Source organism: Actinomadura rudentiformis (genome assembly GCF_008923185.1).
Classification (GTDB): domain Bacteria; phylum Actinomycetota; class Actinomycetes; order Streptosporangiales; family Streptosporangiaceae; genus Spirillospora; species Spirillospora rudentiformis.
In genome coordinates, this window is the sequence record NZ_WBMT01000038.1 from 19,680 (window position 1) to 36,145 (window position 16,466).

6 protein-coding genes and 1 pseudogene are annotated in these 16,466 nt (G+C 63.9%); 5 read left to right on the top strand and 2 right to left on the bottom strand.

The features are described from left to right. Window positions 1–112 precede the first annotated feature (112 nt). Window positions 113–1,009, bottom strand: coding sequence for a hypothetical protein (locus tag F8566_RS49040; RefSeq protein WP_151571295.1), 897 nt, complete (start codon window positions 1,007–1,009; stop codon window positions 113–115). A gap of 511 nt (window positions 1,010–1,520) precedes the next feature. Here F8566_RS49040 and F8566_RS49045 point away from each other — a divergent pair. Next, complete coding sequence (locus F8566_RS49045; RefSeq protein WP_225994230.1) at window positions 1,521–2,066, top strand: SMI1/KNR4 family protein; 546 nt, start codon at window positions 1,521–1,523, stop codon at window positions 2,064–2,066. Window positions 2,067–2,201: 135 nt separating this feature from the next. On the opposite strand, the gene F8566_RS49050 is transcribed toward F8566_RS49045, so the two are convergent. Next, window positions 2,202–2,459: an alpha/beta hydrolase family protein gene (locus F8566_RS49050; RefSeq protein ID WP_151571299.1), complete on the bottom strand. Its 258-nt coding sequence runs from the start codon at window positions 2,457–2,459 to the stop codon at window positions 2,202–2,204. Between the two features lie 409 nt (window positions 2,460–2,868). On the opposite strand from F8566_RS49050, the gene F8566_RS49055 reads away from it, so the two are divergent. From F8566_RS49055 to F8566_RS49070, 4 genes and pseudogenes are all read left to right on the top strand, one after another. After that, window positions 2,869–6,390 carry a LamG domain-containing protein gene (locus F8566_RS49055; RefSeq protein WP_192810288.1) on the top strand — a complete coding sequence of 1,174 codons (3,522 nt, stop codon included), beginning with the start codon at window positions 2,869–2,871 and terminating at the stop codon, window positions 6,388–6,390. A 124-nt stretch (window positions 6,391–6,514) separates the two neighbouring features. Then, window positions 6,515–13,687: a polymorphic toxin-type HINT domain-containing protein gene (locus tag F8566_RS52550; RefSeq protein ID WP_151571303.1), complete on the top strand. Its 7,173-nt coding sequence runs from the start codon at window positions 6,515–6,517 to the stop codon at window positions 13,685–13,687. A gap of 848 nt (window positions 13,688–14,535) precedes the next feature. Further along, complete coding sequence (locus tag F8566_RS49065; protein WP_192810289.1) at window positions 14,536–14,814, top strand: hypothetical protein; 279 nt, start codon at window positions 14,536–14,538, stop codon at window positions 14,812–14,814. Window positions 14,815–15,518: 704 nt separating this feature from the next. After that, window positions 15,519–16,197 (top strand): annotated as a pseudogene (locus F8566_RS49070) (IS256 family transposase); the annotation flags it as partial. Window positions 16,198–16,466: the final 269 nt, after the last annotated feature.

The window sequence follows — 16,466 nt, forward strand, 5'->3', positions numbered from 1 at the left end:
TCCCCGGCCGCCCCCCTCCTCGGAGCGGCCGGGGACCCCGTATCTCCGCCCGGCTCGCGGGTTCGGTGAGCGATCGCGTCCCGCGCCGGCTCAGCACGATCCATACCGCGGGTCAGCAGATCTCGATGTCCTTCTCGGGCGTTGGGGCGACGGCCGGTGCGGGAAGGCCAGGCTGCACCCACAACAGATAGAAGACCCCTTTGCCGTCGCTGGTGTCGGGTGTGGCCATGCCGTAGTGGCCCGAGCCGGTCATGATGCACCAGGCGAGGTTCTTGTCCTTTGAGTCGTAGTCCTGGAACTTGTTCGTCCATGCCGCGCCCGGCAAGGACCGGCAGGCCGCGATGGTCGGCCGGCCCTTCCCGGTGAATCGCGCGGCCTTGGCCCCGTTCACCAGGTCCATGGACGCCGTGAACGATTTGGCTCGGATATCGCCCGCGCGGGCCTCGGGCGGATCGGCCTGGCCCAGCTGGTGCCGGAACACCTTCGCCGTCTCCAGGTCGCGCGTGCCGGCCAGGTTCTGGTCCACCTTGCCGTGTCGCGCGACCCCGTCGCCGCCCGAAACGTCGGTGACCGAGACCCTCGTCGTGGAGTGTTCCGGGATGACCACCCTGAACTGGCGCTCCTTCACGTAGAAGGCGAACTGCCGGAGTTCTTGCCCGTCAACGTTCATGGTGACCTTGAGTTCCCGGCCAGTCCCGATCTCGAACACCGTCGTCTTCCGCTGACCCTGAATGGTCTGCTCGATCAGGAGCCAGGTCCTGTTGGGCTTTACTTTGTGCTCAATAACGTACTTGGCGAGGGTGTCCACGGTGAACACGCCCAGATTGACCGCCAGGCCGGGGACCGTCTTGGGCAGGACCTCGGGAAGGACAGTGAACACGATCGGCGAATAGATCTCATAGGCTTCGGCGATCGTGGCCACGGTGCATCGCGACCCTGTGTCGCACCCCGCGACCAGGCCGGTCCCGAGGGCAATGGAGGCGGCAATGACGCGTGTGTGTCGGGACATGGTGATCCCCCAGATCATTTTCGATTCCTGGGCCCGATCGCCCGCGAAATGAACTCCCGCATCGGCGGGACATGTCTACTAGATGACGGTCGGCCATCCCAGGTTCGGAAATGGCCGAACCTGTCCACCGAAAAATCTGGATCATGAACGCGGGGCCGGTGTTCCGTCGCTTGGGGGACCGCGACGATCCGCCTGACGGCCGTGCCGCAGCGGAGGCCTGCCGCCATACGCTCCGGCCGTGAACGCGGATTCCCGGCGCGACGGGCTGCTGGATCTCGTGCCTGCTGGTACTGCCCATGGACGCCCTGTCGTGCGCCGCTCCCATGCATGGTGGCCCCGTACGGAGCCGGGGGCGCCTTCCGGACGGCCTCACCACCCCCTGCGCGGCCGCCAAGGTCTCGGACCAGGCCCAGCACCGCATCCGCAGCTGACGCATTCGGTCAGCAGCATGAGCGGACGGCTTTCGGGGGCCGTCCCGGTACGGTGTAGCACTGTGCGCAAGGAGTTTCCCGTGGTTGGTGAGTTTCGCGGCGTCTTCGCGGGCCTCGATCTGGGCGAATTCTGGGACAACCACGACTACGCATTGAGCGCCTATGTGGAGACGCCGCCGTCGAGCGAATCAGTCGCGTCCGTGCAGGCAGAGCTGGGATATCGGTTGCCCGCCTCGTACGTGGGGATGATGTCGTTCCAGAACAGCGGAGTCCCGCGCCGTACTTGCTGCCCTGCGCCGAACCCGACCACCTGGGCCGACGATCATGTGGCTGTGGACGGGATCATGGGGATCGGGCGGAGCAAGCGCTGCTCATTGAGCGGCGAGGCCGGTAGCCGCTTCTGGATCCAGGAGTGGGGATACCCCCCGATCGGCGTGTACTTCGCCACCTGCCCGTCCGCCGGGCATGACATGATCGCGTTCGACTACCGTGGTTGCGGCCCGGACGGCGAGCCCCGCATCGTCCACGTAGATCAGGAGTGGGACTACCAGATCACGGTGCTCGCCCCCGACTTCGCGAGCTTCGTCCGTGCCCTACGCCCGGAAACCGACTACGACCACGTCTGAAACTCCCGGTTCGCGAATGCAGAACAGGTGAGTGCGTTAGGTCAGGGATTCTCGTGATGTGGCCGGTTGAACTCGAGCCTGTTGCTGTTGAGCGGGCTGAGCCCATGGGCGACGCGCGGGGGTGGCGGATGGTCGTCATGGGGATCGGCTGTCGTACCGATGGTCGATGGCGAAGACCGCGAAACCTCGGCTGGCGTACCACTGCGCGGTCGTCGTCCAGTCAGTGCGTTTGCCACCGTTCCATGCCCCACCGTGAATGATCACCAGGCCTGGTTGTGTGGTTCCGGCCTTGGGGTTGTTCCAATAGGCGTCGACCTTTTGCCGCGTGTGCTTGCCATAGGAGTAAGTCGCCACGTGTTTGACCGCGGCCTCGGACAACGCGACAGGGGCCACCGCCCGGCTCCCACCAGTCCCACACCCAGGACCGCAAGCCTCAGATGATTCCTTCTCACCGGAGGTGGCTCCTCTGTCGACTGTCTTCGCGGCATCTCCAGGACCGGTTACGCGTCGTGACAGTCCGGGTCATCGAAGGCGTCTTGATCAACTCAGTTGGACGCCGAGATCAGGCGCCCGGAGTACTCCAGGTCGCGTGACTTGAATCACACGTTCTCAGGGAACTTCACACCTGTCGCTCCCGAAATGATCACGCTACGTTGATCACGTTTTTGCCGCACCTTGACTGCCAGTTGGAGTGCCTGTGTCGGCTCGTAGACGTTCGCGTGTGTCAGGGCGAGGGCCCTTCATCGGGATGCTGGAGCCGACTTGTCGGGCTCGTCGGCTGACAGGCCTGACTTTGGTTCCGGTGCTGGTCGCCGGTTTGCTTCAGGTGGCTGGGTTGGCAGGCGCCCCGGCGGCGAGTGCGGACGACCTCGGCCCCAAGATGGGCGAGGCGGAGGCGCTGGCGGCCGCCCGTAACGGGGGCAAGCAGGTCGAAGTCTTGTCTCGCCGTAGTGAGACCCGTGAGGTGTTCGCGTTGCCCGACGGCAAGTTCGTGGCGCGCGAGCACATGGAGCCGGTCCGGACCCTCAAGGGACGCGAGTGGGTGGAGATCGACACCGACCTGACCAGGACCTCCACGGGAATCAAGCCAAAGGCGTCCACTGTGGACGTGCGGTTCTCGGCGGGCGGGTCCGGGCCGATGGCATCGATGACCCGGGCGGGCAAGACGGTGGCGCTGACATGGCCAGGGGTTCTCCCTGCGCCGGTTCTCGAAGGCGACACGGCGATCTACCAGTCGGTCCTGCCCGATATCGATTTGCGCTTGCGTGCCGATGCCGGCGGGTTTGCCCATGTCCTGGTGGTCAAGACCGCCCAGGCGGCGGCGAACCCTCAGCTCGCCGAGCTGAAACTGGCGCTGTCCGCACCGGGCTTGAAGACGCACGTCGACGCCGAGGGGCAGCAGGCGTTGTCAGACCCGGTGAGTGGCGGCACGGTCTTCGAAGCATCGCTACCCAAGATGTGGGACTCCTCCGAGCCTGAAGATCTGACCGCTCAGGCTGGGGGCGGTTCCCACGCGGCGCCGGCGCAGAAGTCGCCTCGGCCGGTGAGCGCAGCTTTGGCGAAGGAACCGGGCAACAGTTCGCGGGTAGCACGAATGAAGCTCGAAGTCGGTGGCGGCGCAGTGACGCTGCTGCCTGACCGGGCCATGCTGTCGGCTCCGGGCACCAGATTCCCCGTGTACATCGACCCCAGGTGGTACACGCCGAAATCCTCGACGAACCTCATGGTGGCCAGCAACGGATGGCGCGAGTACAACTTCACCGGATCGATGGGGATGGGGCGGTGCCCCATCGATCTCCCGCCTGCGGGTTCGTACTGCACCGAGAATCATGTGAAGCGCTTGTTCTTCCGGGTTCCTACGAGTGCGTTCATCGGCAAGCAAATCCTCCAGGCGGAGTTCGGGGTCACTGAGACCTGGGCGCCCTCATGCGATGGCCGCGCTGTGGAGATCTGGCGTACGAGCGGGTTCGGGCAATCATCGACATGGAACTCCACCAAAGACAATTGGGATGAGAAGCTCGGCTTTCGCGACGTCGCAGCGGGGCATAGCAGCAAGTGCCCCAGCGAAATGGTGCGGTTCAACGTCACGAACGAGGTCAGGGACGGCGCCGCGCAACGCCGCGCGTACACGACGTTCGGGCTCAGGGCCATGAACGAGGACGATCAGTACGCGTGGAAGAAGTTCTGGAGCAACGGCTACCTCCAGGTCCACTACAACACCAAACCTCCGCAGCCCAAGGCCGGCCAGATGTCGATGAGCCCCGGCGGCAACTGCTCAGCGCATCAATGGGGTTCGGAGGCGAAGATCAATCGGGCGCCGATGCTGTATGCCAACAACCTGACCGACCCGGACGCCGCAGGAGTGGAAGGCGAGCAGCTCACCGCGGAGATCGTGGTCAGGTGGACTGACCCGGCCACTCAGGCAGCGAGAGAATGGCGGCCGCCGGGCGGAGCCATCAAGAAATCGGCAGCTCGGGGATCAAAAAGATCGTCCTTCTCGGTGCAGATCCCATCTACCGCTATCCCGCAGAACGTTCTCCTCGGCTGGGATGTACGTGTTCATGACGGCGCTGTGTGGAGCAACTGGGCCTCTACCGGAAGCCCGTCCCAATGCTACTTCGTGTATGACCCACGGGCTCTGCCTGCGCCGGTCATTACTTCAACGGACTACCCGGCGGCGCAGCCCGACGACCCGGACGCACAATCCACACCGGGGGTGGGACGCTACGGCGCCTTCTCTCTCGCCTTCGACACACGGGTGACCAAATACGCCTACGCCGTCAACACAAGCCCCTTGGCATCCGCTGCAAAGGCCAAGCCCGGTGCCACGGCCGTGGTGTCGGCAGCACCGACGCACTCGTTGCTGAACCAGCTCATCGTCCAGGTCTGGGATGACTTCAACAACACCTCCACCGAGGTGTACCAGTTCTGGGTGACCGAAGGCGCCGGCCCCAAAGCGCACTGGAAGATGGATGACGCGGAAGGGACCAATCCACTCGCCGACAGCGCCTCGGAGCCAGGCGCCCCTGCCGCGACACAGGGATCCATCATCTACCAGGCCGAAGGGGCGGTCGGTAAGGCCGTTGGGTTCGGCGGTTCCAGCCACGCGGCCACCTCAGAGAAGGTGTTGGACACCACCAAGAGCTTTGCGGTGTCCGCCTGGGCCCGCCTGACGAGCAAGACCAACACTTCCGTCGTGATCGCTCAGGACGGCATCCGGGGCAGCTCGTTCGCGCTGTACTACTCGGCGAGCGCCGATCGGTGGGTGTTCAACATGCAAGACCCGGCGTCTGACAACCCGGCCCTGATCACCGCCGTTTCACGGGCTGCTCCGGTCCTGGGGCAATGGGTTCATCTGGCGGGGGTCTACGACCATGTGACCAAGCAGATCCACCTGTATGTCAACGGGGCCTGGCAGGCCACCACCTCCCAGCCGAACACCTACAGCGCTGAGGGGCCGGTTCAGATCGGCCGGTTCCACTGGAAGGGTGCTTATGACAAGCAGCACTACTTCATCGGCATGATCGATGATCTCAAGGCCTTTGACCGTGTACTCACCGCCGATGAGATCAACACGATGTCCAAGGTCAAATCACAGATCGCCGGCCTGTGGCACCTCAACACCCAGACCGGCACGACCAGCCCGGACCAGTCACCGATTCAGGTCAAGAACCACCTGAACCTCGCGGGCAGGGCCGCAATCGTTGCAACCCCCGACGCCGCGGTCCGGCCGCCCGAAGGACCCATGGGCGTCCTGGAGTTGCCTGGCGGCGACGCCGACTTCGCCAACGTCCAGGCGCCTGTGATCAACACGGGCGAGAGCTTCACGGTGTCCGCATGGGTCCTGACCGACAAGAAGCCGACGTCATCGCGAACAATCCTTGCCCTTGACGGGGCGAACACCAGCGCGATCGCAGTTCGCTTTGACGCGTCCAAGCAGGACGGCCGCTACGTGCTCGAGATCGCCGACGGCGACAAGGCGAACGCGGCCAAGGCCGTCGTCGAGCACTCCAGCTTCCAGCAAGGACCGTACGGCAACTGGGACCACATCGCAGTCGTCTACAACGGCTACGAGTCAACGATCACCTTGTATGTGAACGGCTACAAGGAAGACAGCGACCTGGCTGACGAGACCGTTTCCTACCGCGACGCAACGCGGGTCTTCGCCCCGACCTCCACGCTGCAGCTCGGCCGCAGCCGCGCCTACCCGGTCGGCCAGAACTGGGGCGGCCAACTCGACGAGGTGTGGGCCCTGCGAGGTGCACTCGACGACGACGAGGTCCTCTCCCTATTCGACCCCACCCAGAAGGACGACTGGAACTAACGCCGGTGCGCGCCCCTGCCCGACTGCGAGCAGGGCACACCGTTCACCCGACGAGCTCTTGATCGAACCCTCTCACCTGCTCCTCCGCTCGCCATTGGGAAGTGGCGAGCGGAGGACCTCGCAGGTGGACGTGCTGGAGGATGTTGTGCGTAGCAGTGGACTGATCCGCCTAGGTGCTGGTCGCGGCGCGCGGTTCCTGGCGGTCGCGATCGCCTTCGCGGTCGGTGGCGGGGTACTCGGTGTGCCTCCCACCCAGGCGTTCGCGGCTGGCTCCTCCAAACCGCGTCAGCCCGAGAGGGTGGTCGACGGTCATGAACTCAAAGCCAAACCGCGCAAGCGCGATGCCTCGGTGACCAATCCCGCTTCGGCTGCGAAGGTGTCCTGGCCGAGACCGGGCACGGCCGATGTCACAGTTCCCGTCGCACAGCAGCGGTCCGCCGGAAGGCCTGCGCGGGCGGGACAATTGCCGGTTTGGGTGACGGCCCCAGGTCACAGCACGTCCGCCGGGCGTTCGGCCAACCCGAGTGCTCAGGTGGCGAGCAAGGTTCAGGTGCGATTGCTGGATCGCGCGGCGGCTCAGCGTGCTGGTATCGATGGATTGTTGCTCACCGTTGGCCGTACGGATGTACCAGCGGACGGGGACCGAACTGCCGCGGAGGCGGGCAAGGTCGGTATCCGGTTGGATTATTCGAGCTTCGGTCAGGCGTTCGGCGGGTCATATGGGTCGCGGTTGCGGCTGGTGCAACTGCCGGCCTGTGTGTTGACGACTCCGGACAAACCCAATTGCCAGACGCCTGCGCCGTTGGCTTCGGCCAACAACACCGAGAATAAGACTCTGTCCGCGGACGTGAACGCGGCTCCGGTCGCGGTTACCTCAGAACCGGACCCCGGCCCTTCGGCAACGAGCACGGCGCAGCGGCGGGCGATGCAGGGCACATCGGCGGCGCCAGGGGGCGGCCAGGCGACGGTGCTGGCTGCGGTGGCTGGTGACTCCAGTGACAAGGGCGACTATAAGGCAACGTCGTTGTCACCGTCCTCGTCGTGGCAGATCAGTCCACAGTCGGGTGATTTCAACTGGTCGTATCCGTTGCGGACGCCTCAGGTGCCAAGTGGCTTGCAGCCGCAGTTGGCGTTGGGTTACTCCTCCTCGACGATTGATGGACGGACGTCGAACACCAGCGGACAGCCCTCATGGGTAGGCGATGGGTTTGATCTGTGGCCGGGTTACATCCAGCGGTCATACAAGGCATGCAAGGACGACGGCGCGCCCAAGGACCCGACGTACGGCACCTACCCGGGTGACCAGTGCTGGGGATACGACAACGCGGTCATGACGCTGGGCGGCAAGGGCGGAGAGCTGGTTCCTGCTGGTGGAGACAAATGGAAGCTGAAGAAGGACGACGGTACGCGGATCGAACGCCTCAACGGTACTGAGGCCAACACCAACAACGGTGACAACGACAACGAGTACTGGAAGGTCACCACGACCGACGGCACCCAGTACTACTTCGGCAAGAACCGCTGGGACAAGGGCTGGGCGGCCGGGAAACCGGAAACCAAGTCCACATGGACCGCGCCCGTCTTCGGTAACAACGACACCGAGCCATGCAACAAGGCATCGGGCTTCGCCGACTCATGGTGCCCGCAGGCCTACCGCTGGAACCTGGACTTCGTCATCGACACCGATGGCAACGCCGTCGTCTACTACTACGGCACCGAGACCAACCACTACGCCCGTAACCTCAAGGAGAAGGACGAGACGCCGTACATCCGAGGCGGATACCTGTTGCGCACCGAGTACGGGGTGCGGGAAAGCAACCCCTATCCCGCCAAGGCTCCTGCTCGGGTGGACTTCGAGGTTTCCGAGCGCTGTATCCGCGAGGTTGCCGCCGACTGTGCTGAGGGCAACATCAAGGATCATCCCGACTACTGGTGGGACGTGCCGTGGGACCTCAACTGTGAAGAAGGCAAGGAGTGCAAGCACCCCAACGGGGCGGCCTCTCCGACGTTCTGGTCGCGCAAGCGCCTGACAGGCGTCACCACCAGCATCATCAAGCCTGACGGATCAGGCTACCGGCCGGTGGACTCCTGGAAGCTCAAGCACGCGTGGGGCATGGCCGACGTGGACCGGCAGCTGCTGCTGGAATCGGTGGTCCACTTTGCTGAAGCGGGCGGCGAACGGGTGGAGATGCCGCCGTTGTCCTTCGTCTACAAGCAGTTGGTCAACCGGGTCGACGAACTCGGCGACAATCTGGGCCCGTTCGTGAAGAACCGGCTCGCCACTGTTTACAACGAGACCGGCGGTGTGCTGGATGTCAGCTACTCCGCCGAGGACTGCACTACCTCGAGTCTTCCGAACCCGGCAGACAATCATCGGCGTTGTTTCCCCGTCTACTGGGTGAATGGCACCAACGCCGACAAACCGGCGCTGGATTGGTTCCACAAGTACGCCGTGACCCAGTCCGTGCAGACCGACCTGACCGGCAAGGCGCCCGACATCGTCACCGACTACGACTATTCGATCGGGCAGCCGGCCTGGCATTTCGATGACGACGACGGCTTGACGCCGGAGAAGTACAAGACGTGGTCGCAGTGGCGCGGCTTCTCCAAGGCCCGCGTCACCGTCCGCAACCCGACCGGTACGGCGTCGCAGTCTGACCACTGGTACATGCAGGGCATGCACGGCGACCGTGCCAGCCCCGACAGCGACGCCAAAAAGAGCGTCGGCATTTCCAACGGCGAGGCGAACGAGCCGGTCTACCCCGACCACGAATCCTTGCAGGGCTTCGAGGTGCGGAGAGTCACCTACGCCAAGCCCGGCGGCAACATCCTGACCAAGACCATCAACTATCCGTGGCACCATCAGACCGCGTCACGGACCCGCTCCTGGGGCACCGTCACCGCCAACCTGACCGGTGTGAGGACCTCCCGCGCCATCACCTCCATCGACAACGGCGGTGACTGGCGGGAGACCAAGACCACCACCAACGACTTCAACACCACCACCGGCACTCCGCTGGAGGTGGACGACTTCGGCGATGTCGCCAAGTCCGATGACGACCGGTGCACGACCACGAACCTGGCCACTGCGAACACGACCGACTGGATCGTGGCGCTACCCAGCCAGGTCCGCACCATCGCCCGCAAGTGCGCCGACAAGGACAACGCCGACCTGTCCAAGGACCTGATCTCCGACCAGCGCACGTACTACGACAACGGTGCGCTCGATGCCGTCCCCACGCGCGGCAACGCGACGCTGGTCGAAAAGCCCAAGTCGGCCACTGCTTCCGCGGTCACCTACATCACAGCCGCCAAGACCAAGTTCGACTCCTACGGACGCTCGATCGAGTCCACCGACTCCACCGGGAAGATCGTCAAGACCGTCTACACCGACCCTCAGGGCCTCACCACCAAGGTCGTCAACACCACCCCACTGGCGAACCCCCAGGATCCCGACAGCTTCCTGGAGACCAGTACCGAGTTCGACCCGGCATGGGCCAGCCCGCTGGTCGAGAGCGACGCGGGCAGCAAGCAGACCAAGTACCAGTACGACGCGCTGGGCCGGGTCACCAAGGTGTGGGGCCCCAACCGCACCACCGGCCAGACTCCCGATCGCGAGTTCGAGTACAAGATCAAACTGAATGAGATCGTGGCGGTCACCACCAAGCGGCTCACCAACACCAGCGGCCAGGAGACCGAGTACGCGCTGCTGGACGGCTGGCTGCGGCCCCGCCAGACCCAGGAGCCGGGCCCCGCGGGCGGCCGGTTGATCACCGACACGTTCTACAACGCCCAGGGCAAGGTCGACCGCAGCTACGACACCTACTACGCCGAGAACGCGCCCTCCACCACCCTGTTCGGCGTCGACAAGGTCGGCGATGTGGAGACCCAGGCGGTCTATGAGTACGACGGCGTGGGCCGTACCACTGCCGCGAGGCTGCTGGTCGGCAACAGCGACGCTCAGGAGAAGTGGGGTACCAGCTACGCCTACGGCGGCAACTACACCACGGTGACCCCGCCTGAGGGCGCCTATCCCTCGACGACCTACGTCGATGCCCGCGGTCAGACCACCGAGTTGCGGCAGTACAAGGGCACAGGCCCCAGCGACTACGCCTCGACGAAGTATGAGTACACGCCCGCCGGACAGCTGGCCAAGCTGACCGCGCATGGCGGTCAGGTCTGGACGCACCACTACGACTTGCGCGGCCGCAAGATCGAAAGCAACGATCCGGACAAGGGGGTCACCAAGTACACCTACGACGATCTGGACCAGCTCACCCAGGTCCAGGACGCCCGCGGCAAGAAGATCGGCTACAGCTACGACGGCCTGGGCCGCAAGACCGGCCTGTTCGATCAGACGACGGCCACCCCCGGCACCAAGCTGGCCGAGTGGACGTACGACACCGTCCGCAGGGGCCTGCCCGCTACCTCGACCCGCTACGACGGCACCGCCACGTACACCACGAAAGTCAACTTTTATGACAATCTGAACCGGCCGACCAGTACCACCACCACCCTCACTGGCCTGCCCGCGACCGAGGGTTCACTGGCACCAACCAATGGTTACACCTTCACCACCAGCTACGGTCTGGATGGCACCGTCCGCACGGCCGGGATGCCCGCCGCAGGCGGGCTGGGCGGCGAAAGTCTAGTCTACACCTACGACGATTACGGCCGTTCGACCACTCTCAAGAGCAACCTGTCGGACTACGTGCTCAAGACCGACTACCTGAACGACGGCAAGCTCATCGGCCAGTTGCTGGGCACCAGCAGCAGCGCCAAGAAGGTCTCCCACTCTTACACCTACGAGCATGGCACCAAGCGTCTGAAGACCGCGACCACCGTCCACGACGGGCAGGCGGGTTTCGACCGCAGCGCCACCTACAGCTACCACGACGCGGGAAACATCAAGCAGGTCATCGATATCTCCCGCTCGGGCACCGACAACCAGTGCTTCCGGTACGACCACTTCCAGCGTCTCACCGACGCCTGGACCCAGAACGTGCCCCCCGATGACACCGCGACCTGCGCCACCGACCCGTCCCAGGCTTCCCTCGGCGGACCGGCCCCCTATCGGGTGAACTACACCTACGACGAGACCGGCAACCGCAAGTCCGAAACCAACTACACCACCACCGGCCAGGTCTCCTCCACCCGCAACTACACCTACGCCAACGGCCCGGGTGTCGACCCCAAATACAAGGGCCACCAGCTCGCCAACCTCACCCAGACCGGTGAGGGCGCGCACAGCGAGACCTACGACTACGACGCGTCCGGCAACACCACCGGCCGCACCACCGCCTCCGGCAAGCAAACCCTCACCTGGGACGTAGAGGGCGAGCTCACCAAGGTCTCCGACACCACCAAGGGCGACACCACCTACGCCTACACGGCCGAAGGTGAACGTCTCATCCGCCGGGACCCCAAGGGCACCACGCTCTATCTGCCCGGCACCGAGATCCACCTGCCCAAGGGCACCACAACGCCCAAGGCGACCCGCTACTACACCCACGACGGCGAGACCATCGCCATGCGCGATGCCTCCGGCGTCACCTTCCTGGTCTCCGACCACCAGGGCACCGCCAGCCAAGAGATCAACGCCGCCACCGGCACCCTTACCCAGCGCCGCTTCACCCCCTTCGGCCAGAACCGTGGAACACCGCTGGGCACCTGGCTGGGCGAAAAGGGCTTCGTAGGCGGCACCATCGACTCCGCCACCGACCTCACCAACCTCGGCGCACGGCAATACGACCCCGCCACCGGCCGCTTCATCTCCGTCGACCCCGTCATCACCCAGGGCGACCCCCAGCAGATGAATGGCTACACCTACGCCAAAAACAACCCCGTCACCCACGCCGATCCCACCGGCCTCATGGTGTGGGAGCCCGCCCCGGCTCCCGGAGGCCCCTCCAGCCCCGGAGAGGGTGGACTCCGCGGCGACTCCCCAGGCGGCGGTGGTGGGGGCGGCGGTACCAACAACGCCTCCACCGGCGGAGGCGGAGGCAGCCCCTGGCAACCACTCAAGAAGCTCGTGAAGCATGGGTGGAACTTCTACGTCGGTGCCGTGATCGGTGGCTCCAAGTCGGGCCTTACAGGACCCGTTGGAGCCGTGTTCCTCATACCAGGGGTCGAGAACAAATTCGCCCGCCTGGTCGGCGCCGACCCGAACTCGAAGATGTACTTCGGCGGCAGCATCGCCCCCGACCTCGCCATGGCGATCATGAGCATCGGCGCCGCCGGCAGAGCCGCCACGACCATCGCCGCCCGCGCCGGACTAGGAGGCGGCCGCTTCGCGATCCCCAAACCCCGTGTAAAGGTGGATCCCCCTGGCGCGTCGGCCGGCGGCAAGGCCGCCGGCGGCGCTAACGGAGGCACCGCTGCTCGCGGTGGCAGCTCGGCCGCACCCCGCGCTGGCAGCTCGGCCGGAGCCGGCTCGAAGGGCGGCACAGCCGCAGGACGCCAACCAGCGGGTAAGCCCAGAGGCGAGGGCTGCAGCTTCCTCGCCGGCACCGCAGTGGTCCTGGCCAACGGCACCAAGAAGGCAATCGACCAGATCAAGGTCGGCGACAAGGTCCTCGCCACCGACCCCGAAACCGGCAAGACCACCGCCCGCCCCGTCATCGACACCATCGTCGGCACCGGCACCAAAACACTCGTACAACTCACCGTCGACACCAGCGCCACCAAGAAGTCAAAGAGCGGCATCCTCATCTCTACCGACAACCACCCCTTCTGGGTTGTCAACAAGAAGCAGTGGCTCGACGCAGGCCAGCTCAAGCCCGGCATGTGGCTCCGCACCAGCGCCGGCACCCACGTCCAAATCACCGCAATCGAGTCCTGGACGAAGCACGAGCAGGTCTACAACCTCACCGTAGAAACCGACCACACGTACTATGTGAACGCCGGTGAAACGCCGGTACTCGTACATAATTGCCCTGCCTCCGCTGGTGGTAAAAAGCCCGGCCTCTTCAAGAGGATTTTCGGGAAGAGTGATCCGCCGGTGCGGCCCGAGCCAAATGCCACCGTGGGCGATCTGCAGGACATCCTCCATGATAACGTTGACGATGCAGGTCGATGGATTCCGGATATGCAGAAGCAGGGCATTCAGCGCTCCCTGGATGATGACGATCTTCTGAGGGCCGTCTTCGAGCCTGATGACCCCTACAGGACTTTTATGGCCGTACACGATGGTGTGATGGTGGAGGGAAATCACCGGATGGCTGAACTGCTCAAACGCGCGGCGGATCCAAGCAATGATCGAATCTTTTTCGATACCAAAATCTATGTTAGATGGTAGACAATTCTAGTGTTCGACATATCCGAGTTCCCCATATCGGGTGTAAGAAGGGTTCGATATGTCAGCCTCCTGCGAATGATGGATTCTGCGGAGAGGCATGGCGGGTTGTCGCATGGGAACAGGCCCTGGCTTGAGTCCCACAGCGACCAGGCTGAACTCTTCTACCTTGTGCGGCTACCCAGGCGAAATCATCGACAATTTGTCAGATGTGCGCTGGTCGTCATAGATAAGCGGAATCGCGGCATCTGGATGAACCTAGATGTTCGCCGGCGCTCTTACTGGCTCCTGCCTCGCATAAGTCGCTCCGAAATGGAGAGCCTGATGCTCAATCTGGCGGTTAGGCTTCCGGTGGTCCGTGCGCCCGAAGACCCAAACATCGAACCTGACATCGATTTCTCCTGACCAGCCGTATCGTCAAGCGATCAGGAGCCAAAGCCTGATAGCGGCCATCGCATCCGCATCGGCCAGGCGGGTCACAGGAATGGCTAGGCGGGCCTGAGTAAGAACACTCTTATTGATACAACAGGAAATGGCCTTGATCGACAGGGTTGTTAAGAACGGTCATCGGAGCTGGGGTTCGACAAGTCCTATAGCGACGAGGGGCTGGTGGTGACTATACCTGAGCCGAACCGGAACACACTCGGAAGTTTCCGCGATTTCTTCTAGCTGATTCGTTGCGCGATGGATGAGAAGACTGGCCGCCTGGCGGGTCATGCTGAAGACAATCCCCACGGAGCGATGCGGCACCTTCAGATTCACACCTTCGACGACTCTCCTTGGGGTGGTAAGATTCTCCGCGTCTTCTGGGAAGGCTGATATTGCGAACTGAAGTGAAGAACCGCCTGGTCATGACCAAGGCGTTGGTATCAGCTCGCCGGAAGGCGAGTTCACCCGATCGTTACGCCTGGGTGTGGGTCTCTCCTCTCCGGGACGGAACTTTCAAAGTCTCAGCTGTCGAAATCCCTCGTCGGCTCGTTGATGAGAACATCTGCTTCTTCGAAGACGATATTGACAGGGTCCATGTCGGGACGGTGTTGAAAATAGCCGATATTGACGAATTGATGGAGAGTCTGGGCGTCGATCCGGACGAGTTGGACGCTCCCTGGCATAATGACTTCCCCCTGTGAGCCGTTACTTCTCATTGGCGTGTGCTTGTCGACGGTGTCATTTCCTCGGAGAGATGAATCCCCCTCGTCGAATTGGGTGAAGGAAGTGGGTTTCCTGACATCATCACCTTCAGCATGAGCGCGCGGGGTCGCTGGCTGACCATTAGTGGCTTTAAGCCACGAACTGGATCCGGCAAGGGGCGTACCCCATCGTTGGAGTTGACCAGCACGGCGGTCTGGGAAAGTGTCGAACGACCAGCCGGCCATGCGACGGGTCCTGACACTCCGCACAACGCAGCCGTACGATCATGAAGCAGCCGCGTGGCCGGATTACGGTCCGCGCGCTCAGGTCTTTTGCGCGAGTCACCTACCAGCCGGATAGGCAGCGGCCACCGAACGGTTCTGAAAAGGCCGAGGATATTGAGGACACGCTGGCCTGAACTGCGCACATCGTTGCGGAGCCTACTGGTCGGCCGCTGACAGTGCCCCATTGGCTGGCGAGCTGTCTGGTGAACCACCCCGGGGCATCCTCGACGGTGGCGGGTACGCCGAACATGCCAGCCGGTATCTGGATCCGCTGCATGTCTCTATGGCGGATTTCGGGTCGGAAGGCTTCGCAGGGATGGCTAAAGCGGGTTTCGCGATTTCTTCAAGCTGATTCGTTGCGCAATGGTCGCTCTGGCCTTGATGGCAGACAGGTCATCGCGTACCCAGGATTCTCTAGGCTGGTCATGATCGGGGTGCGGGCGGACGGCCGCAAGGAACTCATCGCGTTGGCCGACGGGTACCGGGAGTCCACTGAGTCATGGGCCGATCTGCTGCGCGACTGCAGACGCCGTGGGATGCGCGCCCCGGTGCTGGTGGTCGGGGACAGGGCGCTGGGTTCTGGAACGCGCTGCGCGAGGCGTTCTCCCAGGCCAGGAACAGAGGTGCTGGTTTCACAAGATCGCCAACATGTTGGGGGCGATGCCGAAGTCGGCGCATCCGGGGCCAAGAAGCACCTGGCGGAGATCTGGAACGCCAAGGACCCGACCACGCGCTCGCCGCGGTGAAGGCGTTTGAGGCGGCCTACGGCGCCAAGTTCGGCACGGCCGTCGCCAAGGTGGTCGACGATCTGGACGAGTTGCTGGCGTTTCTACGACTTCCCGGCCGAGCACTGGATCCACCTGCGCACGACCAACCCGATCGAGAGCACCTTTGCCACGGTCCGCCACCGCACCAACGTCACCAAAGGGCCCGGGTCACGGGCCGCCGGCCCGGCCATGGCGTTCAATCTCATGGAGTCCGCCCAGACCCGGTGGCGGGCGTCAACGCCCCCACCTTGTCGCCCTCGTCCGTGCAGAAGCGACCTTCACCAACGGCAAGCTGGTCGAACGTCCCGACTGCCGACCAGCAGCCGCCTAAGAACTTGATCCACAGGTCTTGACCATTGCTCCCCCGGGCAGCCGCTGGTCAGTACGTCTCTGCGCCGACGACGTGGCGATCCTGCAGGCGGAGAGCACTCGCCGTACATGCTGGACGCCCGGATCCAAATGACGGTGCAGGAGGGACTGTCTGAAAATCTGTGGGTGGCGTGGTGATCGCTGTTAGTTCAGGGTGATGCGGTCGCCGTAGTGCAGCGAAAGTGCGTTCAACGCGGCCTTCCATCCGCGGGTCGTGCCGGTCACGTTGGT

Coding starts and splice junctions, on each gene's coding strand:
- F8566_RS49040 (WP_151571295.1), bottom strand. CDS start 1,009: ATGTCCCGACACACACGCGTCATTGCCGCCTCCATTGCCCTCGGGACC.
- F8566_RS49065 (WP_192810289.1), top strand. CDS start 14,536: ATGACCAAGGCGTTGGTATCAGCTCGCCGGAAGGCGAGTTCACCCGAT.